This is a genomic window from Lederbergia graminis (assembly GCF_042655485.1).
Lineage (GTDB): Bacteria > Bacillota > Bacilli > Bacillales > Bacillaceae_C > Lederbergia > Lederbergia graminis.
The window spans coordinates 150,365-169,575 of the sequence record NZ_JBHSMC010000020.1; the positions used below are offsets into that span (position 1 = coordinate 150,365).

Sequence of the window (19,211 nt, forward strand, 5' to 3'; positions counted from 1 at the left end):
CAGAACCTCATATAAAGATTAGCTTTTTATTCGCTAAATTCCTCTTTTTGGAATGTCAATTTTCTTTAACTAAAGCTACCCATTACTTGAAGAAGGTTTGAATTGATATCTAATTATACTTGGGAATATCTCCAATTTTTTCATATAAACTACTATTGTTTTATTCTTGAGTAATGTCTACAATAATTTCATCGAAAAATTTATCGTCAATATAAACCTTTAACTTCCATAGCCCTGATGATGTAAACAATACTGCTGAACGAGCGTGTCCGTTTATTTCTTCACCACGAGGAATTAAATGTTCATCTTTAAATGTTATTGGATTTATACCTTCTTCTTCTCCTTGTTTAAAGGCTTTTACTTCCCATTCTTTGTTGGATATATCTTCGGTTCCCCAAAAATGCCACATCCACTTTTGTCCATTTTCTGTAACAGTTTTAGGACCAATTATTCCAATACTACCTTCCTTACCAAACATATCTCCAATCTCATTAGTAAAAATCGGGCTATTATCTTCCCATTTTTCTTCTTTAACCGTTTCTTCCGGTTTACAACCTACCATAATAAAAAACATACTAATTAGAATCACAATCAACAGTTTTTTTCTCAAAATAATCCCCCCTTCTTCAACTATCCTGCCTCGTTACTTTAACAACAACCCCTCAAATACTATATTAAACGTATAAAGCTATTTCCCTTTATTCTTTTTCATTGAAGCTACAAAAACCCTATCCACATAGGATAGGGCGCTCGTACTTTAATCTAAATCCGATTTAAATAACAAACTCGTCTTAAGCAATCGATTCGAGTGTCAATAACTCATTTAACGTTACTTTGTTAATTTTATTGCATTATCTGCTTTTTCCAAATCATGTTCCAATTGTTCGTCTAAATCATATGCATGATACATTTCATTTTTAATCATATATTGGGCAATCTTGTCATGCGTGTCGATTGCATTATCTAATTCACGTCGTAACAGTTTTTTCACAGAAGGGGTAGCTGTTTCAGTAATTGCGATAGCTAGATTTCTAACACCAGATTTGGCACTAAGAAGTAAATCAGTAGCGATTGCTAAGTCATCAATCATATCCAAGTCTTGTTGTTCAACTTTTGTTTCCTCCGATTTTTTTGTAGCCATCTTATCGTCCTCCTGTTCTATTATTTACTTGCATCCGCAAGAACTTTTCTTAAATCTTTAATTGCCTTTGTGGATAGCTCTATATCTTCCTCAACAATTTCTTTTAGCTTCTCATCTTGAACTAAATCTACAAATAGTGAACTTTTTGTCAAACAAGATGTCTTAAAAATTAGCACTTCATGGACTTCTAATTGTTCGTGTAATGCTAGTTCTTTTGAAGCCATTCTATTACCTCCTAAATCATAGTATGTTTCCCTCCATCTTTACCCAGGCAAAACTATGTTTAATCACTAGAATAATAGAATCCTCCAAAATTTATCGAAAAAAAGAACAAGGTTCAGTATCTATCAATAGATAGACTGAACCTTGTTTCTCATTCCATACTATTTGAGCTGATTTTTTAAAATGCTGGAATAGCGGATTCTGGATAATTTTCCTCTAAAAAGTCTTTTACTGCTTGGCTCGTCATCGCCTCTGCCAATTTTTGAATCGGTTCTGAGTCGACATTATCTTCTCTTGCCACTAATGAAATCGCAAATTCATCAATAGGATTTTCTGTTAGTAGTGCATCACGGCTCGGTAACAAATCAAGCGGTGCTGCATAAGACGGATACATAACAGATGCATCGGCATCGTCATACATTCTTGCAAGCATGAGCAAATCTACTTCCTGGAACTCATAGTTGTTTGGGTTTTCTTCAATATCTTGGACTGTTCCATAAATTCCTGCACTTTCTGTTAACTGAATTACTCCCTGCTCATGAAGGAAAGCTAACGAACGTCCACGATTCGTAGGATCATTTGGAATTGCAATTGTTGCACCTTCAGGTAATTCCTCTATAGAGTCATAGTTTTTCGAATAAAGGCCAAGTGTAGCATGATAAATCGGTTTTACAACAACTAAATTTCCATCACTGTTTTCGTTGTACATTTCCATCCACAAACCATGCCCGAAGAAGTTGGCATCTACTTCCCCTGCATCTACAGCATTATTCGGTTGAATATTATCACTGACGCTAACAATTTCCAGCTTAATTCCTTCTTCTTCCAATATAGGAGCAGCAATTTCAAGTATTTCGGTCATAGGCGGATTAATGGATGCCACTTTTAATACATTTTCATCCTCATCCTTACCACAAGCTGCTAAAGTAATAAGTAAAACTGTTAATAACATAAGAAGTCTTTTCACGTATATTGCCTCCAAATAATAATTATCTTTTATCTATTGCCTTAGAAATAGTTGTACCAGTAAATTGAATGGCCTGAACGAGAATGATCATGATTAGAATCATGTAAAACATAAGCTCGGTTTCAAATTGCTGATAGCCGTATCGGATGGCAAAGTCACCAATCCCTCCACCACCAACAACTCCGACAATCGTTGAGTAGGAGATGAAACTAATTGTAGAAGTCGTTAACCCTAAGACGAGGCCAGAACGAGCTTCCACTATTAAAAACTTAAACACAATTTTAGGGATGGAAGCTCCCATAGATACCGCAGCTTCAATGACACCTTTTGGCACATCAACTAGTGACTGTTCCACTAGTCTAGAGTAGTAAGCAATGGCCATGATCGCTAGAGGAACGGTCGCCGCAGCTGTACCAATCGCAGTCCCAATCAACCATCTTGTAAAGGGAATGAGAAATACAACAAATAATAAAAATGGAAATGAACGCACGACGTTAACAAACAAGTTCAATGCCGAGAACACGATGCGATTTTCCATCAGTTGACCTTTCCTCGTTAAAAAAAGCAAGGTCCCAACAGGCAAACCTAAAAAGATGGCGAACAACAACGACACACCTGTCATCGTAAATGTTTCACCAATAGATTGCCATATTTCTGCTTGATATTGGACTAAAACTTCAGGCACGACTTCCATCCTCTCTCAATTGCTTTAAAAACCATTCAGGTGTGTGATCTGAATCGCCAATTCCTTCCGGTTTCAGTCCAATCGTTTCATACACTTTACCATTGTCCATAATGGTGACCAAATTACAGATGCTTTTGATCACATCCATTTCATGGCTGACGATAACAATCGTGACACCGAGTTCTTGATTGATTTTTCTTAGCACGCTAAGTATTTCTCGGGTTGTATTCGGATCTAGTGAAGAGGTCGGTTCATCACATAATAATAGTTTCGGTTTATTGGCAATAGCTCTTGCAATGGCAACCCGCTGTTTTTGACCACCACTAAGCTGACTAGGATATTTTGCAGCATGATCTTCTAAGCCGACAAAACGTAATACTTCGAGAGCCCGTTCCATTCGCTCTTTCTTCGGATAATTGGCTAACTCTAATGCAACAAGCACATTATCCAAAATCGTTTTATTGGAAACAAGGTTAAAATGCTGAAAAATCATACCAATCGACTGCCGGGCAAGCCGTAATTGTTTTCCTGTTAATTGTGTTAAGTCTTGTCCATCGACAACGACCGAACCCTTTGTTGGGATTTCTAATAAATTGATCATCCGCAGTAACGTAGACTTTCCTGCTCCACTCCTGCCGATCACTCCATAAATATCCCCATTCTTGACGGAGATTGTTACATTGTCAACAGCATGGAATTTCGTTTTATGTTGTATGTACGTTTTCGTAACATTTGTTAACTCAATCATAGCTGCTCACCCTTTCCTCCAAAAACATGACTGCGGACTTAAACTATTATAAAGAAAAATCGATTATTTTGCCGTTAATAAGCCTAGCAACATAATACTAGTATGGTAGACATATGTAAAAGAAGAAGGAGAGGTCAGCGATTAATAAATCCGTTTGTTGCCTCCAATTCACCTTTAATCAGTTTGACTGGAAAATCTTGTCCATTCCGCCACTTATCAAAATCTAGTATGAGCGGCAATCGCTTCCCACCAAACGCGATCCAGGCTTGCTGTTTGGATGGCAAATACGCAGCGGTATGAATCGTCCCTGCCCAAGCTCCGTATTTATGGGAAAAAACCTCGTGTTCCGGGTCGTTCAATAACTGAAATGCATCATAAGGGGTTTGAATGCTAGATTGCTTCCTATCAATAGCTTCATACCTGTTCAGTGAATCATCCATTCGATTTCGGTTTTCCTTTGTTAATGATTGAAAATGATTCGTGCAAATCGTCCCACTTCTAGTCACTACTTCACTCGCCGAAGCCTCAACAACCAGCTGCTTACCTGTTGCATCTACTAAACAATAACTAAAGGAAATTCGGTGGGGAAGTTCCTTCAGCATTGATACAGCTTCATCCACCGTTGCACAATTCTCCAAGACAAGCCTACCGATCATATTGCAGACAAATCCGTCATTAGAACGGAGGCGGTTAATAAAGTTATAGCCCATCGCCAGTCCTTTTTCATTCATTCCATCTGTCCGCCCGGTAATCTGCATGGACGGCCCGATAGTCGCGTACCCGCCATCACTTGGAGCGTAAACGACATACCGACCTTCATAGGTGATTGGATCACTGTCGTAGTTGCGAATCATGAAGGAATTTCCCATTAAGATGGAACAACCGCTTTGTCCATATTCAAAATAGTAGCCGCCAAAGTTGCGGAGAGCAGTTTCCTCATCCATTTTTAATGCATCAGCAAGTCCTGTGATCTCCTCCCATATACCGGGACTGAAGTGTTGAATTATCGATTTCACTTTTTCAACGTCGACAATCAAATGCCGATGCGCTGAGCGACTCCATAGTTCCTTCCTGGCATCAAGAATAGGTGAATCTATTAACAGCTCTCCCTGATACAGTCCAAAATCGTAATGACTCCCGCGAAACTGGACAACATCACTAACTACTTTTTTCAATATGATTCCTCATTTCACTGGATTGTTTATAGGTCGTTCTCTTATTTCAAAAGATTAAGTTTCACTTCTTTTCTTTGCTCTTTAACAAATAAGTTGGAACCAATACGACAGATATATCCTACTACCCAAGGAGCACCATCTCTATTATTGTACAAACACCCTCTCAGTTTATCATGAAAGTCTCATATCATCATCGGATTGCTCTTTTAGCATTAAAAGCAGAAGATTACTGTTATGTATCTGGTCATACTCAGGTAAGATTTGTATGTTAACTGTACGAGCTATTTGGTAGCCACTCCATTAGCATTAATCTAAGCTAAAAAAAATGCCCCTTCACACATGACGGGGCATTTTTTACTCTTTATTCGATTTATTAAATAAATAATATAATGTTAAAGCTGACGAGCAGAAATCTTTAACCTTTTTAAAGTCCATTCTATATTTATCCAAGTTTCTCCGCCAATTCTAAAATAATCCCCTCTGGACCACGAACATAGCATAACTTATAACTTTCTTCATATTGTTCTATCTCACTAAAAATTTCCGTACCCCGCTTCTTCAGTTTTGCAATAATAGCATCAAGATCTTCAACAGCAAAACAAATATGTATGATACCTAGCGTATTAGGAGAAGGTTGCTGGTGAGCAGTTTCATTTAATGGCGAATGATATTTGACTAACTCTATCCATGTCTCTCCGTCAGGCATCCCCAATCCGACACATTCCGTTTTAACACCTTTAAGCCCAACAATTCTATCCAACTGCTCGCCACCCAATTCCCATTCCGCATGCACTTGGAGCCCTAAATCAAGAAAAAACTCTTTAGTCCCTGCAAGATCGTTTACGTTTATACTGACATGGTCCATTCTATGGATGTTCATTTTAGATACCTCCATGATCAATATCACAACAAACCTACATCAATGTTTTATGTGATGTGACAAATTCAATTAGCTCATCAATTGTTCCAATACATCTTTGCACTTCTGGTACATGATAAAACGTACTAGTAGTATCAACATTATTTACTTCATTATTTGGAGAATGGAGGTATATTCTTTTACCTTGACCAAGCGCAATACCTAATTCAATATGACTACCTTTACCTGCAGGTAATAAGACAATAATAAAATCTGCTTCCTTAACTGCATTTAATTCTTGTATGCCTATATCTCTTAAATCCTCTATTGTTGACGCCCTCTCATTTCTGGTCCAATCATACGTCTGGATAAAACCTTTCTCTTTTAACAGATTACTAACTAAACGAACTTCATTGATGTTTTTAAAACTCGATGCAACATAAAACTTATTCATCTTTTTCACCCTTTATCTCTACTCCACCATGTTATGTCCGTATTTCTTGTTAATGAGGTCAGCTATTGTCCTTAAAAATTCGTTAACAGTCATTTGTTCCACATCTCTTGTATACCATGCTAGTTTCGCATCTTTATGTTGCCCATCATAGCTAACTTCTAATGGCCAATATGTTTTTGTAGTCCGTGAATAATCGAAATGAATATAAAGCTCCTTTGCATTTGGACATTCTAAAATGACTTTATATACTGGATTTTTCCCGTTCGTATTGAGATTCACCTTTCTAATTCTAGACCGCATCCTCCCACACCCCTTTATCCATTTAAAGAACCATATCTATTATTCTTTGCAAATGTTCTTCATTTGCTTCGATATTCACTTGTTCGCTCAAGGATTTGTTCAAGCGAATGATTTCTGGAACCAGATCACACATCGTTTTCATTATTTGATTTGGATGCCGACCACAATCCCAACTTTCTAAATCAGATAATTGCTGCGCATTTAACTTACTTCTTTTGCCTTCGAGTTTTGACCAAACACCGTAAGGACTATCTAAATGTTGCTCCATTTCCATATACCAACCTGAAACGACGAGCCAACGGATTCTATCTAAATTTGATAAAGCATAGTATAGTTCATCCCGCATAACAGCGCGGTACGTTTCGTGAATGAATGCAAGGATTTTCCCTCTCCAAAATTCAACTTCTTCTATGGATGTCTTATAATCTTTAGCGGATGACTGCTGTATGATGGAACTTATGATGGAATGGGGGTCATATAAAACTTTATATCCTTTTAACCAAATGGACGCTGTTATTTCATCAGGGGATTGATACCAACTATCTACTTTTACAAAAGAATCGTAGTGCGTAACGACAACTGGAGAAGCAGGATTAAAATCTTCGTAAAATAACACATTGCCCCATTTACTTGCCCTCTGTCTTTTGTTTTTAATAAAATCAGCTTTCGTTTCTGGAGTAACAATCGTGTGCAAATCAATATCCGAATAATGGTCAAAATTACCTTTTGCCAATGAACCAGCTTGATATATCGCCAGGACATTCGGATCCGATGTTAAATCGGTTAATGCTTTTTCCAAAAGAATATCGCGTTGCTTTGGTAAAGATAAATCTCTTTCTGCATGTTTACTTACAAATCCCACACATACATAACCATCTCCTTAGAAATTTAATGAACCAGTTCCAATACATATTCTCTGTATGGGGAAAATATCCTCTTTTCAACAGTGAAGTATTTTACTCTACAATTTCCCCGGTAGTTTATAAATAAAAGCACTTCATTTGTGAAATATACAAATGAGGTGATTAACTTGAGGCTGAAAAAATATATAGGTTCTTTAATAATAATCTTATTACTTGCTTCCTTTGCCAATAATGTAAAAGCAGACAAACAGCAACTGAACGATAATTCTAACGGTTTTAATATTGATTTAACAGGCTATGAAGTTTATTCATTTGGTGATTTTAATCAAATTGGCTATAAGATCACTCCACTTTTACAATTATTTTTAGGAATAATTCAAACAGAACAAGAGTGGATTGATAAACCACGTTTTTATATTAAAGGGAATAAGGGATACTTCCATCTTTGGAAAAAAGATGGAACAAATGTATTGTACACAATTGAAAAGCAAACAAGTGGGGATTTAATAGGAACTTGGCAAATTGTAGATGTCAAAAGAAAAAAAATAAACAGAATTCCTGTTCCAAAGAAATTGCTTAAAGAAGCATTAATTGAACGATTAGTTGACTCAATTAGTAAGGCAATTGAAAGTCATTTTGGTGAATCTAAACTTTGGTATAGAGGCGATGAAAAGGTACTTAAAATTGAAAAAGATGAAGATGGTATCATCCTGACAGTACAAGTAATGACTTTCGAAGGAGCTCATAATCCTCCTTATGGAGAAGAAACAATAACCTTCCAGATTTCAAGTGGTGGTACTGTTAAAGATGTTCATTATGAACATAGAGACATCCCAGAAAAAGAGTGGACTAAGTTACAAATGAGATAAAAGAGCAACGCTTTTAATATGCGTTGCTCTTTAATATTCTAAAAAGGCTCTTATAAGACAGGTGTCCCGATCAATAATAGATGCGTTAAATAACTGTGAATTAATATTACTTTTTACCGCGTTTAAATTAAATGATTATTTAAACAATTCAGATGAATCGGATGGGATTTAATGTTAATATGAAACTACTAATTAACATAAAGCAGGAAAGTTATTATATCTGGTCAGGAGGTATGAATTTGTATATTGCATATGGTGCAATTTTAAGTGGATTTCTATTGTATATTGTTACGATGAAACTTATAAAACAGATTTTAAATAAACATGATGATACCGGTCCACTTACTTTTCTTGGTGCTGTTTTATTAGGGTTTATTGTGTTTTCTATCATTACCCTGTGCGGAAATTGATACTTTTCTTGTACTATTAGTAACTTGCTGGATAATCAAATTTTAAACAACAAAGGGAGAAAAAATATGGAGTCATTGATTATTATTTTCTTTAATATTGGTTTCTTGTTTATGCCCATTTTATGTATTATCTTTTGTTTGAATTTAGTATCTATTATAAAAAAAGTAAAAAATAATGATAACACTAAAACAAATACAATATGGTTGACTATTTCATTTACACTTATTATGTGGAGTATTGCAATGCTTGGTGTGGCTGGAACTTATTAAATCATATCAACTATATAATAAAGAAGCAGGATAAGTGTGGTTCCCTCCAAAGTTAAAGTCTGTAAAAGCCAATACAAATGAGTGATCCATTTGTATTGGCCTTTTGCAAACAGATACCTTTTCTAATTTCTCCCATTCAATTTCACTTCTTATCTTAAAACCTACTTGAATCTTTTCAATATTTTTTTCCAATCACTATTACAGATTACACCTCCAGACTGATATAAAAATCGAACTGAGGGACCAAGTTACGATACACGGAAATGATACATTTGAATTAAAGATTGGAAGATTTGAAAAGGAGATTTACTAGATGAAAAAAGCAAGACAGTCATTAACAGATTCAAGTGCAACGAGAAAGCTTCAAATTACCATCTTTTTATGTTCCGTTATTTTTACCATCGGCACCACTATCCACAATTTTGTTATTATAGATTCGTCTTTAATTGAATCGATGATGCAAATGGCAGGTGTAGCTGACCCAGCAAGTGAAGCTTCTGGATTTACATTGGATTTTAGAATCGTTGGATGTGTATATATTTTAGGAAATGCATTAGGATTATTAGCACTAAATAGCCGTTCCAATATTTTATGGTGGGTTATATTACTCGTAAATATTACACAAGCTACTGGACCAATCATGATTCCCTCATCCATGTGGACTGCTGTATATGACGCTTATGGGGTATTAGGTATTTTACCTAGTGCTATTACAGATGGTGGAGCCATTATCTTATCATTCATCATGATTATTTCTATGATCAAGTATCGTACAACTTGGGCAAAGAAAGCAGCTTAACCAACTATAAAATTTTAGTACACCCTAAGTGATATTGTTTTTTACAAAAGAACTTCTATATTATTGGAAGTTCTTTTTTGTTTTTCATTTCAACAAATCCCTTTAACAGCTCCTTAAACAATTCTAATATGCACCTATAATTTGTCTATTACATATGGATAATGGAGCTAAACTTATTAGAGGAGGAAAAAATTCCAATGTTTGAAAATTATTTTCATTATAACCAAGCACCAATGTATAGACAAAGAATTACGAAGCAACAAGCTCAAGACATTGCCCTGAAACGTGTGCCTGGGACTGTTCTACACGTAGATATGGATCTAGAAAATGGTGTTTTAGTGTATGAAGTGTTCATTTTAACCCCAGATAACAGAATCTTTGAGGTGGAGATTCTTGCAAAATCAGGAAGAATCATTAAAGTCGAACAAGAAAATGATTTTGACTAATACTTTAACTTTAAATTGTGGAAGGATTGAGTGCGGTGTTTAGGAAAACATCGCTTTTTTTATATTACTTCAGTCTGTAAAAATTCAAGCTATATAACGGTTAAAGTTTCCATACTACTAGTGTTTTTGATGATTTCAATTTTTGATAGACTCAAACTTTCATATGTATTTCCTCCTAAAACAGAACAAAAAATAAAGGCTTGAGGAGAGTGCCTCGAGCCCTTACATGATTTTTCATTTCTAACAACATTATTAGCAAAAGCTGTAACAAACTGCACCTACTATGATAAGTAATATAAACAATATTACAATTAGAACAAAATCGTTCCTTTCAGGAGGACATGCATAACTGTAAACTGGACAGCCATAATCATAAGCAGGAGCTGTATACGTAGGCATAGGAGCAACATTTGGAGCGACATTTGGTGGCATATTAGCCCCAACATAAGGTGCTGCGTTTAGATTTGGTTCCATTATCACACTTCCCTTCATCAAAGAAATATCTATATATAGTACTCCAGGAATTGGGTTTTGAGCCCGTCTATAAAAAAATGGGTAAATGTCAGGATGTGTGTGATACTGGGTGTTTAAATTCGATACTGTACAGTCAGCTACTACATTTTATTATTTCCATTGTTTGTATACCAACTTGTCACTCTGTATAAATAATTAAAATTTGGTCTTGTTACTAATTGTGTTAAATAAGCGGATTGCTGACTGTCCTCTTCTCTTTTTTCATTAAGAATTTTAATCATTTCTTCTGTTGTTACAATACTAAATCCATGTCCAAATAATGTATCATCATGAAGGAGAACAGCATTTACGCCTCTATACTGTGGTTTCTTTCGATCAAAGCCAGGATTATTCACGTACAAGACATCTCCAGGTAAAAAATTATCGGAATAAAAGGTATGGATACCTAGATCTGTATCTGTATGCCAACTGTAAAGATATAGATTCTGAAACAATGAATTAAATAATTTGCTACCAATACTATGCAATACAGCATGATAATAGATGATTGGTATCGATGTTGCACATTCAAATGCATAAAGTGAACTGTTCCGATAAATATCCACAATCGCATCAGACGGTCGTACATCGTTTCTTAAAAGAAACCCGCCAGCTCTTGTTAAGTGCCAGAACCTTGGGTTGCACTTCGCATTTGCAAAGTTTGTAAATGCTGCTTCACCGTTGTTCATTTCTTTCGCACTTTCGATAATATTCTCGCGCACTTTCAGTTCAAACAATAATTCATACTCGGAATAATAACTATATAAAACAGGGTCCTTCTGCATCTGTTGAATAATTGTTTTCTCCACATCCCCAAGCTGCCAATTTTCATTCTCTTGAAACTCGACACCTGAAATTTGAAGCATACAATCCCCACCCTATTCGGCATTTCACTGCATTCAATATCTAACATATTCTGATTTTAATGAAGCATGTTAATTATTTTTGTAGGTCAAGGGTTAAAAAAAGAACTCCATTAATTTAGAAGTTCTGAAATTCAGTTTCATTTTTAACAGATGCTTTTTATGAAATCCTTAAATATTTATATACTTATAAGCTTGGCCTTCTTCTCTTTTTTTGTTTATCATGTTCTGATCAAGTCCATTACAGATGGAAAAATAGCCATTGTTCAAGTGAAATCCTATCCCAACTAAAGAATCCTTAGTGTTTATTTCGCGTTTTTCTATAATCTCGATCCCAGTGACCCTTTTATCAATGGCAAAATGAAGGTCTTCTAACCTATTTTTTTCCCATTTAAGGTCTAAATCAGTTCCATACCAACAAAGTTCTCCAGGAACAGTAATCTCATCAAAAGAAACAGCGTATTCGTCCCATTTAAACGCACATAATTCAATTTGACAATCTTCAAATCTTATAATCACAGAACCGTCATTAAACCATTTATCTTCATCTTGATCCCACGCAACCCATATTTCTTCTACATTCTTACCAATCAGAGCTTCAAATCTAGTTCCATAGTCTTCTATTATATTGGATGCATTACTATATATTTTAGGTTTGTAATTATTAATTCCAAACATAGAAAAATCACCCCTATCTCTCTTCAAATGAAAAAGTAATCTTTAAATTACCTAGAGTTCGTTTCTCTTCATCATCGTCATAAATTCAGCCAACTCCGTACTAAATTCGCCTTGTTTAATAAAACCAAGCTTTTCATATAGACGAATCGCTCTTTGATTGAACTTTGCCACTGTCAGTCTAATTGGAATGCCTTTATAATCTTTTCCAATATAACGCAGAATAAAAGAGCAAAATTCAAATCCATTCCCTTTCCCTACATTTCTAGGGTTCATCCCTAGTCCCATATCAATGGCTTCTTCTAAATAAACACCCATTTTTCTCCCAAAAGGAACCTGAGCATTTTCACCAGTACAAAAAAATCCAAATAATTCTTTATGATTATTCACAAGTGCATAATATGATCCATCCAGCAATTCCTTCATACCATCATCTGATACTTCATTATTATAGAAATCATATGGTTGCTCATATTTCCAGCTAAGTATTTCTTTTGCCATTTCTTCATTCATTTTTTCTGTAAATAACTTCATCATCTACTACCTTTCCACAAAGAGTGAATTCAATCTTACAATTAAATATGTACCCGAAATAATATTCTAAATTTTAAGTCAAGTCAAGATTCAAATTAATTCCAGCAATTCCCAATAAAAAGTTGACAACGCTACCATTTGTCTATACTATTTTGAGTGTAATTTTACCTTTGTAAATTACAATAATAACTAATGAGGTGATAAATCGTGACATTGCAATCAAGTATGACATTTATCAATCTTCCTGTTAAAGATTTACAGAAGACAATGGATTTTTTCACACACATTGGATTTGCATTTAACCCACAATTCACCGATGAAAATGCAGCTAGCATGATTATAAATGACAACACGTATGCCCACTTTCTTATAGAATCGTACTTTAAGACCTTCATCACAAAGGAAATTTCCGATGCTAAGAAGAGCACCGAAGTATTAATCGCTCTTGCTGCAGAAAGTAAGGAACAAGTAGATGAAATCGTAAATAAAGCAATTGCGTCTGGGGGTAGCCCTGCATCCGACCCGAAAGATCTCGGTTTTATGTATCAATGGAGCTTTCAAGATTTAGACGGTCACATTTGGGAAGTAGCTTATATGGACCCATCCGCTATGCAAGAAGGCTAATATTTTTCACAATCAAAAGGACGGTCTTTCTTCTCCTATTTTGGAGATAGAAAACCGTCCTTTTTTATTATGGATACTTATGCCCCAGGGTCTTTTAAGTTCCCTGAATTTCGTATATTTACTTCAATCTTCAAATCTAAGTCTAAGTTAGGTAGATATGTTGATCTCCAATCTTTTAATTTTGATCTGGGTATTTCTTTTCTAAATAGTTGGCCTACTCCAAGAATGTCTGCCTCGTTCTCCTTCATTTTGGTTAGCATATTTTCGAAACGGGACTTCAATAGCTTTTCTAGTTCATTTTTTATTTTTTCCTTCGTTGGTTCCCCTTTTACTTCTAAAATCATCACATCCAAATCAAGATCTAATGTTAACAACGGTACATCGTTTTCCAGCTGATAATGATAATTTAATTTATTATCTAGAATTATTACACTGCCTTTATCTAGAACCTCTATTTTTCCATGCGCACTCTCACCTTGATAGGCATTATATAACAGAGTTTCATCCGACGTAATCTTATCTACCATCACACCATTTTTTATAATCGCTGACCCTGCAAATTCTATTAAAGTAGATTCACCTAAGTGAATGATAGGGATGGCCACATCTAATGTATAGGAATGAATACTTCTATAGACATGCCATACTCTTGTTAAGGCAATTTGTGGATTCCAGCCAGCATTCTTTTCGAAATACTCCAATAGTGCACTTCCATCGGCTATTTTTACTTGCTTCATCGTCTCGAAAAATTGTTCAAAATCTTTATCACATATTGCTACTAGAGCTTTAGAAGGGACATCTCGGGACCTCATAATACCAGAAATAATGTCCTTTACACCCTCTTCCGCGAGTTCGCTATCTATTACAATCACTTTTATATGTAATAAATCGATATTGCTATCTAGGTTTGTGCTCAATTTGTCTATTACTTCATTAATCGTTCTTCCATTACCTGTGATAACTTGTGATCTAACCGTTTCTTCTTCCAAGATTGGAATTTGTAAGTAAAGCTTGTATTCGTCTGACTCCTTTGATACTCCTAAAACTACAGGCATTACTCGATTATTTATATCCTTATTGTCCCAGCACCCACTATTGATGAAAACTAACATGAGAAGTACAACAGAAAGTATTAGTCTCTTACCATTCATTTGCCGGCCACCTTTAACCTTAATCCAAGCAGGATGATTGATATAGGAACTACAATAATCACATAAAATTCTAATATAGTAGTCCATACAAACAATTTTTCAAGATCTTCCCAATTAGGAATAGACAAACAGATAGAATAGATCAAAATGGAAACAGGTAAGACGATATAAATAGGTTGTGTTTTGGATGGAAAGCATCTACTTAATATCCTTACAACTATCCAAAATACTAAGGACAAAAATAATAAAATAAAAATGAAGATACTCAGTAAAAAAAACACGGTTATGCGATCGAACATGACCCATGTCAAATTTACCGCATCAATTGTTACAACAAAGGGAAATAAAAATGTGGAAGCTGTTGCTTGTCCAAAGGTTAAGATTGGGATATATACAGCAATGAGGAATAAGGGGATAATCGCAACAACTGTGTACAAAATCTTCTTACTTTGAAATGCTACAAAGGGACGTATAAATCCAAGAAATAAAAAGCCTCCACCTACAGCAAAATAACTTATATAGTAAGATTTATTTGTCAAAAAAGAAAAATCCTCCACCCATAACGGATAAATATAATGCCAATCGACATTTTGAAATGATACAACGAGACTAAATGTAATAAGAGGAAACAAAAGGATAAACACTAGCAAACCTGTGCGAAAAATCGATTCTACTCCCTTAACTGCTAAATAACTAGCGATTCCAAGTACTAACGCCATGATCGCCCATAATGGTGTCTGAGATAAAAAGACAATCGTAATGATTTCTGAGTAACTTCGCACCTTTAAAATCATAACGAAAAGATAATAAAGTAACATTGGCAATAACATTAAAATTGCTATCATTTTACCTGCTTTTGTATAGATTGAAATAATATCCTCTTCCGTCGGGAAATATTGGAGCGCTTTTATAAACAAGACAAATATGATGAGATGAAATGCAACTTGCATCATGATCGGTAGCCAATGACCTTGAGAAGTACTTTCAATAATATTTTCAGGATACAAAAACAAAATAAAACCTGTATGGATTAAAATATACATAATGATGACATAAAAACTTTTATCCACTATTGATGTCTCCTTTAGTACTTATATAAGGTACTCCTAAAGTGGTTTTACTCGCAATATAAGCACATACGAGAAATAATCCTGTAAATACTCCAAAAACACCAAAGATAGATGCAAAAATTAGAACGAGATATTTGAACACCCGAATAGTATTGGTGTTTTGAGTCCCGACTATTGTAGAACTCGCAATTGTTGTTGCAGCTAATATAATGATAAGAAGATTACTTACTAACTTTGCTTCTACAACAGCTTGACCTAAAATAATTCCACCTACCATTGTGATCGAAGGACCAATACTTTTTGGTAACCTTTTGAGAGATTCTAGTATCAATTCCAGAACAATAAGCATAAATATTACTTCGATCAGTGCTGGATAAGGTACTCCTTCACGGGTTTTCGCAACAGATAACGCTAACTCTATCTTCAACATTTCCGGATTTATCGAGACAAGTGCAACATATAATCCTGGTAGAATAAGCCCTAATAACGCACCAATCACTCTCAATAATCTCACTACAGTCATTACCATATAGGATGCATTTTCATCATTTTTAATCGCAAACATATCCCATAAAGTACTTGGCGTGATAAGTGCATATGGTAGTCTATCAAGAAATAATACAACTCTACCTCTTTCCAAGTTACTGCACACTTCATGTGGTGATTCGGTTGTATGAAACGGGGAAATCAAATGATACTTTGGTAAGCCTAACATCCTTGTAGCATCTTGCATTGTGTGTACACTCTTATCTAAATTAGACTCCATTTGATTGATAACATTGTCCAATAATTTCGTATGCACCCGATTTTTACAATACAATAATGACACTTTTTTCTGGCCATTTCCTACAGTATAGGATTTGACTCGCAAGTTTTCAGACACATATTGTTTCCGAAGCAGACCAACATTTGTATCGAGGTCTTCATTAAACGCACTCAATGGACCAAGGTAATCATTATCACCGGATGGAGTCTCAATTGCTCGGCTTAGTGTTCGTGCAAAAGGTTCTACACTTAATACGAGTTTTAGCTTATGGATAAATATGATTAATTTACCATCGAAGATAGCTTTCAAGATTTCGTTTTTTTCTTCCTTACATTCTCCTATTTTGTCTACATGTCCGGGATCTCCATCACTAATCAACTGCTCTTCCAAAAACTCTAGTGTCTTTGGAAAGTCAATTAAGGAATTCAGACCTACTAACACAACTTCGATATTTTCATATTCTCTACTCAACTTTTGCACATCATCATTATCCTCTAAAGCATCCATGACTTCAGATAATATAGATTTCATGATAGTCGTCCTCATTTGCCAATACTTTTATCATTTAATATCTACCTATTTATAGAAATTATGTAATGCGGAAAATGAAGATATAGCTATTTTATGGAGATGTAGGAATTTGATCATACTGGAAAAAGAAAAAAACTCCGCCACTTCCAGCATGAAGCGGCGGAGTTTCTTGTAGAAAATCAAGAAATAGCAAAACGAACCTCACCAAATCTCTTTTGCTTTTTCTATTCCATTCAGGCTTATTGGGTATTTTTGCATTTGAAATGGACATATTTTATTATATTTTTTTATCTTTTTATTAATTATTTTAATATCTTCTTCTGTTTTACAAGCATGCACTAATTCAGATATTTCTTTTTGTAATTTTAACCAAGGCGGCAAATATCCTGCATCTTTTGCTATCCGTTGAAAGTGTTGATACGTATCCATTTGTAAATATTCTTTCGAGATTGGTTTGCCTTTCCCTTTAAAATTATCCTTTTCACCAGAAGCTTCTAAAATATCGCCAATTAGGTCATTATATTTTCTTTCCATAAAAACTCTCCTTCGTGGAAGTGATTGTCGAACTTCACTTGCTCTTCTTTGATTCATGGAGATGCGGACTATTTCATCTTCTCTAAAAGTAAGTAATCCTTTTTTTTATTCATTGGAATCTCATATCTACTAGCGAATACCATTAATTCATCATAAATATTCTGTGGCGTGAAGTTTAAAATTCTAAAGTTAAAACCTTTATCATGTTTTACAATCACACATTTCTGTGCCCAACCAGCACGTTTAAATGTCATCATCTTAATTTGTTGATGACTCACTGTTTTATGATAAATAGTGAATGTGAATACATTGATTTTAAATGTCAAACAGCCATCGTCTACTTCCAATCTAAAATCCAAAAAAAGGCTGATTAAAACAAACAGCGCAAATGGAATTAGATAATACAACATCCATAGTTCACCATCGATGCTTGGAAATACGGTAATTAGCATCATTAATATCATAACATATGCCAACCTCATCGTCTTTGCTTGATAAATCAACGATTCACCCCCAGCTGAACTGCCCATTTAGTTCGAAAAGAGCGCACTTGGCTAGTAAACTATCGAGTAGCAATATAAATTTCAATTCGACCATCCGGATAATATTTTTCATAATCATATGTATAAGCTCTCTTTACATTACCGTTCTCTTCACTTTCCCATATTTGCTTCCAACTGTTCAGTATCCCATTTTCAACTGATGTATCTACTTCAAAAACCTTATATTTAATTGTGTTCGGAATTTGAATGGAAGATACTTTATCTTCACTTTGTATTGCTACACTTAATGTATAATCCCCTTTAAAATCACTCTCGTAATCATGATAGAGTCCATATGTAACTCCGCCGTGATTTTCTAACACACTTGATGCCTCTTTCCATACATCTGTAATCTTTTGCATGACGGATTCGTCTTTAATATTATTAGTTCTTACACTTTTTATAATCTTTAAGTTCATCGAAAATACTCCTCCTCATGTTTTAAAATCAAGGATTTACAGAATACTTCTTTCGTTTCCAATAAACGCCTAACAATAACAGAACTAAACTATAGATGCTAAAACCAACTAGCATTACGGTAGCTTCACTTGTAAAACTAATTGGCTCTAATCCGCTATGACTGTTCATATGTTCCTCTTCCGATTTATAGAAATTCCAAATCATCGTAGAAATAAAAACATATAAAAATAGTAGGAATGCCGATTTTATATAAAGTACTGTTTTCTTTTTAGAAGAAATAGATAGCATAATATAAAAGAAAAGAGCCCCATATACAATCATCATGATGATTACTTCAGAAATACTGATTTTCAGATCCAATTTACTTCCTCCTGTTTAGACAAAGCTGTCCCTTCGTTTTAAAAATGAGTTAAGATTATGATTTGTTGCTTGTTCTAAATACCTTTTTAATTAGATGAGTAAATCCATATCCAAGAAATCCAATAAGCAAATATGCAAATATATAGAAAATCGCGCTGCTGTTCATCCATATAAGGAGAACAATAATGTAAGACGCAATCGAAATTCCTAATGATACGAAAATATTTCCCCTAACGAGTGAACAAGCTGAACCTTGCAGAAAAAATAATGTCGGGTAAAAAATCATTAAGGAAGAAAATGCCCAACTTCCAGATGCCAAATCGTCAGAAATAACAAAGGTGATACAGGCAAGCATAAAGATGAACAAGACTGGTACAGCAATATGAATAACACGAAGCATTTTTTTCAAATAGTTTCACC

The 19,211-nt window shown here is 34.8% G+C and carries 29 protein-coding genes; 5 read left to right on the top strand and 24 right to left on the bottom strand.

Annotation, left to right across the window (positions count from 1 at the left end):
* Positions 1-160 precede the first annotated feature (160 nt).
* From ACFPM4_RS15105 to ACFPM4_RS15155, 11 genes are all read right to left on the bottom strand, one after another.
* Entirely contained in the window at positions 161-610 is a 450-nt protein-coding gene (locus ACFPM4_RS15105) for a DUF4871 domain-containing protein (RefSeq protein ID WP_382353420.1), read from the bottom strand.
* 219 nt (positions 611-829) lie between these two features.
* Complete coding sequence (locus ACFPM4_RS15110) at positions 830-1,141, bottom strand: spore coat protein (RefSeq protein ID WP_382353423.1); 312 nt, start codon at positions 1,139-1,141, stop codon at positions 830-832.
* 20 nt (positions 1,142-1,161) lie between these two features.
* Complete coding sequence (locus ACFPM4_RS15115) at positions 1,162-1,365, bottom strand: spore coat protein (RefSeq protein ID WP_382353426.1); 204 nt, start codon at positions 1,363-1,365, stop codon at positions 1,162-1,164.
* 176 nt (positions 1,366-1,541) lie between these two features.
* Positions 1,542-2,330: a MetQ/NlpA family ABC transporter substrate-binding protein gene (locus ACFPM4_RS15120; RefSeq protein WP_382353428.1), complete on the bottom strand. Its 789-nt coding sequence runs from the start codon at positions 2,328-2,330 to the stop codon at positions 1,542-1,544.
* A gap of 22 nt (positions 2,331-2,352) precedes the next feature.
* Positions 2,353-3,015, bottom strand: a complete 663-nt coding sequence (locus tag ACFPM4_RS15125; RefSeq protein ID WP_382353435.1) for a methionine ABC transporter permease — start codon at positions 3,013-3,015, stop codon at positions 2,353-2,355.
* On the bottom strand, positions 3,008-3,763 hold the full coding sequence (locus ACFPM4_RS15130) for a methionine ABC transporter ATP-binding protein (protein ID WP_382353438.1): 756 nt from the start codon (positions 3,761-3,763) through the stop codon (positions 3,008-3,010). The genes ACFPM4_RS15125 and ACFPM4_RS15130 overlap by 8 nt, the downstream gene beginning before the upstream one ends.
* Positions 3,764-3,897: 134 nt before the next feature.
* Positions 3,898-4,938, bottom strand: coding sequence for a C45 family autoproteolytic acyltransferase/hydolase (locus tag ACFPM4_RS15135; RefSeq protein WP_382353441.1), 1,041 nt, complete (start codon positions 4,936-4,938; stop codon positions 3,898-3,900).
* Positions 4,939-5,380: 442 nt separating this feature from the next.
* Positions 5,381-5,818, bottom strand: a complete 438-nt coding sequence (locus tag ACFPM4_RS15140) for a VOC family protein (RefSeq protein WP_382353444.1) — start codon at positions 5,816-5,818, stop codon at positions 5,381-5,383.
* 34 nt (positions 5,819-5,852) lie between these two features.
* Complete coding sequence (locus ACFPM4_RS15145) at positions 5,853-6,251, bottom strand: group-specific protein (RefSeq protein WP_382353447.1); 399 nt, start codon at positions 6,249-6,251, stop codon at positions 5,853-5,855.
* A gap of 18 nt (positions 6,252-6,269) precedes the next feature.
* Complete coding sequence (locus tag ACFPM4_RS15150; RefSeq protein ID WP_382353450.1) at positions 6,270-6,551, bottom strand: hypothetical protein; 282 nt, start codon at positions 6,549-6,551, stop codon at positions 6,270-6,272.
* A gap of 22 nt (positions 6,552-6,573) precedes the next feature.
* Positions 6,574-7,413, bottom strand: coding sequence for a hypothetical protein (locus ACFPM4_RS15155; RefSeq protein ID WP_382353453.1), 840 nt, complete (start codon positions 7,411-7,413; stop codon positions 6,574-6,576).
* Positions 7,414-7,581: 168 nt separating this feature from the next.
* Here ACFPM4_RS15155 and ACFPM4_RS15160 point away from each other — a divergent pair, with 168 nt between their 5' ends.
* Complete coding sequence (locus tag ACFPM4_RS15160; protein ID WP_382353456.1) at positions 7,582-8,283, top strand: DUF3888 domain-containing protein; 702 nt, start codon at positions 7,582-7,584, stop codon at positions 8,281-8,283.
* A gap of 239 nt (positions 8,284-8,522) precedes the next feature.
* The gene (locus ACFPM4_RS15165) at positions 8,523-8,693 is read left to right on the top strand and encodes a hypothetical protein (RefSeq protein ID WP_382353459.1); all 171 of its coding nucleotides are present in this window, start codon (positions 8,523-8,525) and stop codon (positions 8,691-8,693) included.
* Between the two features lie 276 nt (positions 8,694-8,969).
* Here ACFPM4_RS15165 and ACFPM4_RS15170 read toward each other — a convergent pair whose 3' ends face one another.
* Positions 8,970-9,155: a hypothetical protein gene (locus ACFPM4_RS15170; protein ID WP_382353462.1), complete on the bottom strand. Its 186-nt coding sequence runs from the start codon at positions 9,153-9,155 to the stop codon at positions 8,970-8,972.
* A 121-nt stretch (positions 9,156-9,276) separates the two neighbouring features.
* Between ACFPM4_RS15170 and ACFPM4_RS15175 the strand changes: the two genes are divergently transcribed.
* Both ACFPM4_RS15175 and ACFPM4_RS15180 read left to right on the top strand, forming a co-directional pair.
* The gene (locus ACFPM4_RS15175; RefSeq protein ID WP_382353465.1) at positions 9,277-9,762 is read left to right on the top strand and encodes a hypothetical protein; all 486 of its coding nucleotides are present in this window, start codon (positions 9,277-9,279) and stop codon (positions 9,760-9,762) included.
* Between the two features lie 197 nt (positions 9,763-9,959).
* The gene (locus ACFPM4_RS15180) at positions 9,960-10,208 is read left to right on the top strand and encodes a PepSY domain-containing protein (protein WP_382353468.1); all 249 of its coding nucleotides are present in this window, start codon (positions 9,960-9,962) and stop codon (positions 10,206-10,208) included.
* A gap of 252 nt (positions 10,209-10,460) precedes the next feature.
* On the opposite strand, the gene ACFPM4_RS15185 is transcribed toward ACFPM4_RS15180, so the two are convergent.
* From ACFPM4_RS15185 to ACFPM4_RS15200, 4 genes are all read right to left on the bottom strand, one after another.
* Positions 10,461-10,682, bottom strand: coding sequence for a YjcZ family sporulation protein (locus tag ACFPM4_RS15185; RefSeq protein ID WP_382353471.1), 222 nt, complete (start codon positions 10,680-10,682; stop codon positions 10,461-10,463).
* Positions 10,683-10,822: 140 nt separating this feature from the next.
* A complete protein-coding gene (locus ACFPM4_RS15190) occupies positions 10,823-11,587 on the bottom strand; it encodes a protein-glutamine gamma-glutamyltransferase (protein WP_382353474.1) in 765 nt (254 codons plus the stop codon).
* A gap of 168 nt (positions 11,588-11,755) precedes the next feature.
* Complete coding sequence (locus ACFPM4_RS15195) at positions 11,756-12,262, bottom strand: hypothetical protein (protein WP_382353477.1); 507 nt, start codon at positions 12,260-12,262, stop codon at positions 11,756-11,758.
* A 51-nt stretch (positions 12,263-12,313) separates the two neighbouring features.
* Complete coding sequence (locus ACFPM4_RS15200; protein ID WP_382353480.1) at positions 12,314-12,796, bottom strand: GNAT family N-acetyltransferase; 483 nt, start codon at positions 12,794-12,796, stop codon at positions 12,314-12,316.
* Between the two features lie 204 nt (positions 12,797-13,000).
* Here ACFPM4_RS15200 and ACFPM4_RS15205 point away from each other — a divergent pair, with 204 nt between their 5' ends.
* Positions 13,001-13,417 (top strand): VOC family protein, encoded by a 417-nt coding sequence (locus tag ACFPM4_RS15205; protein ID WP_382353483.1) that lies wholly within the window; start codon positions 13,001-13,003, stop codon positions 13,415-13,417.
* Positions 13,418-13,494: 77 nt separating this feature from the next.
* On the opposite strand, the gene ACFPM4_RS15210 is transcribed toward ACFPM4_RS15205, so the two are convergent.
* From ACFPM4_RS15210 to ACFPM4_RS15245, 8 genes are all read right to left on the bottom strand, one after another.
* Entirely contained in the window at positions 13,495-14,568 is a 1,074-nt protein-coding gene (locus tag ACFPM4_RS15210) for a Ger(x)C family spore germination protein (protein WP_382353486.1), read from the bottom strand.
* Complete coding sequence (locus ACFPM4_RS15215; protein ID WP_382353488.1) at positions 14,565-15,638, bottom strand: GerAB/ArcD/ProY family transporter; 1,074 nt, start codon at positions 15,636-15,638, stop codon at positions 14,565-14,567. The genes ACFPM4_RS15210 and ACFPM4_RS15215 overlap by 4 nt, the downstream gene beginning before the upstream one ends.
* On the bottom strand, positions 15,631-16,935 hold the full coding sequence (locus ACFPM4_RS15220; RefSeq protein ID WP_382353491.1) for a spore germination protein: 1,305 nt from the start codon (positions 16,933-16,935) through the stop codon (positions 15,631-15,633). The genes ACFPM4_RS15215 and ACFPM4_RS15220 overlap by 8 nt, the downstream gene beginning before the upstream one ends.
* A gap of 201 nt (positions 16,936-17,136) precedes the next feature.
* Complete coding sequence (locus tag ACFPM4_RS15225) at positions 17,137-17,469, bottom strand: DnaJ family domain-containing protein (RefSeq protein ID WP_382353494.1); 333 nt, start codon at positions 17,467-17,469, stop codon at positions 17,137-17,139.
* Between the two features lie 68 nt (positions 17,470-17,537).
* Positions 17,538-17,972, bottom strand: a complete 435-nt coding sequence (locus tag ACFPM4_RS15230; RefSeq protein ID WP_382353497.1) for a hypothetical protein — start codon at positions 17,970-17,972, stop codon at positions 17,538-17,540.
* Positions 17,973-18,031: 59 nt separating this feature from the next.
* Complete coding sequence (locus tag ACFPM4_RS15235; RefSeq protein WP_382353500.1) at positions 18,032-18,430, bottom strand: GyrI-like domain-containing protein; 399 nt, start codon at positions 18,428-18,430, stop codon at positions 18,032-18,034.
* Positions 18,431-18,458: 28 nt separating this feature from the next.
* Entirely contained in the window at positions 18,459-18,791 is a 333-nt protein-coding gene (locus tag ACFPM4_RS15240; protein ID WP_382353503.1) for a peptide ABC transporter permease, read from the bottom strand.
* A 55-nt stretch (positions 18,792-18,846) separates the two neighbouring features.
* Positions 18,847-19,200: a hypothetical protein gene (locus ACFPM4_RS15245; RefSeq protein WP_382353506.1), complete on the bottom strand. Its 354-nt coding sequence runs from the start codon at positions 19,198-19,200 to the stop codon at positions 18,847-18,849.
* Positions 19,201-19,211: the final 11 nt, after the last annotated feature.

What these genes read in the sequence shown, in the direction of transcription:
- ACFPM4_RS15115 (WP_382353426.1), bottom strand. Translation starts at nt 1,365, where the DNA reads ATGGCTTCAAAAGAACTAGCATTACACGAACAATTAGAAGTCCATGAA.
- ACFPM4_RS15220 (WP_382353491.1), bottom strand. Translation starts at nt 16,935, where the DNA reads ATGAAATCTATATTATCTGAAGTCATGGATGCTTTAGAGGATAATGAT.
- ACFPM4_RS15175 (WP_382353465.1), top strand. Translation starts at nt 9,277, where the DNA reads ATGAAAAAAGCAAGACAGTCATTAACAGATTCAAGTGCAACGAGAAAG.
- ACFPM4_RS15200 (WP_382353480.1), bottom strand. Translation starts at nt 12,796, where the DNA reads ATGATGAAGTTATTTACAGAAAAAATGAATGAAGAAATGGCAAAAGAA.
- ACFPM4_RS15190 (WP_382353474.1), bottom strand. Translation starts at nt 11,587, where the DNA reads ATGCTTCAAATTTCAGGTGTCGAGTTTCAAGAGAATGAAAATTGGCAG.
- ACFPM4_RS15110 (WP_382353423.1), bottom strand. Translation starts at nt 1,141, where the DNA reads ATGGCTACAAAAAAATCGGAGGAAACAAAAGTTGAACAACAAGACTTG.
- ACFPM4_RS15140 (WP_382353444.1), bottom strand. Translation starts at nt 5,818, where the DNA reads ATGAACATCCATAGAATGGACCATGTCAGTATAAACGTAAACGATCTT.
- ACFPM4_RS15180 (WP_382353468.1), top strand. Translation starts at nt 9,960, where the DNA reads ATGTTTGAAAATTATTTTCATTATAACCAAGCACCAATGTATAGACAA.
- ACFPM4_RS15225 (WP_382353494.1), bottom strand. Translation starts at nt 17,469, where the DNA reads ATGGAAAGAAAATATAATGACCTAATTGGCGATATTTTAGAAGCTTCT.
- ACFPM4_RS15210 (WP_382353486.1), bottom strand. Translation starts at nt 14,568, where the DNA reads ATGAATGGTAAGAGACTAATACTTTCTGTTGTACTTCTCATGTTAGTT.
- ACFPM4_RS15145 (WP_382353447.1), bottom strand. Translation starts at nt 6,251, where the DNA reads ATGAATAAGTTTTATGTTGCATCGAGTTTTAAAAACATCAATGAAGTT.
- ACFPM4_RS15185 (WP_382353471.1), bottom strand. Translation starts at nt 10,682, where the DNA reads ATGGAACCAAATCTAAACGCAGCACCTTATGTTGGGGCTAATATGCCA.
- ACFPM4_RS15235 (WP_382353500.1), bottom strand. Translation starts at nt 18,430, where the DNA reads ATGAACTTAAAGATTATAAAAAGTGTAAGAACTAATAATATTAAAGAC.
- ACFPM4_RS15130 (WP_382353438.1), bottom strand. Translation starts at nt 3,763, where the DNA reads ATGATTGAGTTAACAAATGTTACGAAAACGTACATACAACATAAAACG.
- ACFPM4_RS15150 (WP_382353450.1), bottom strand. Translation starts at nt 6,551, where the DNA reads ATGCGGTCTAGAATTAGAAAGGTGAATCTCAATACGAACGGGAAAAAT.
- ACFPM4_RS15195 (WP_382353477.1), bottom strand. Translation starts at nt 12,262, where the DNA reads ATGTTTGGAATTAATAATTACAAACCTAAAATATATAGTAATGCATCC.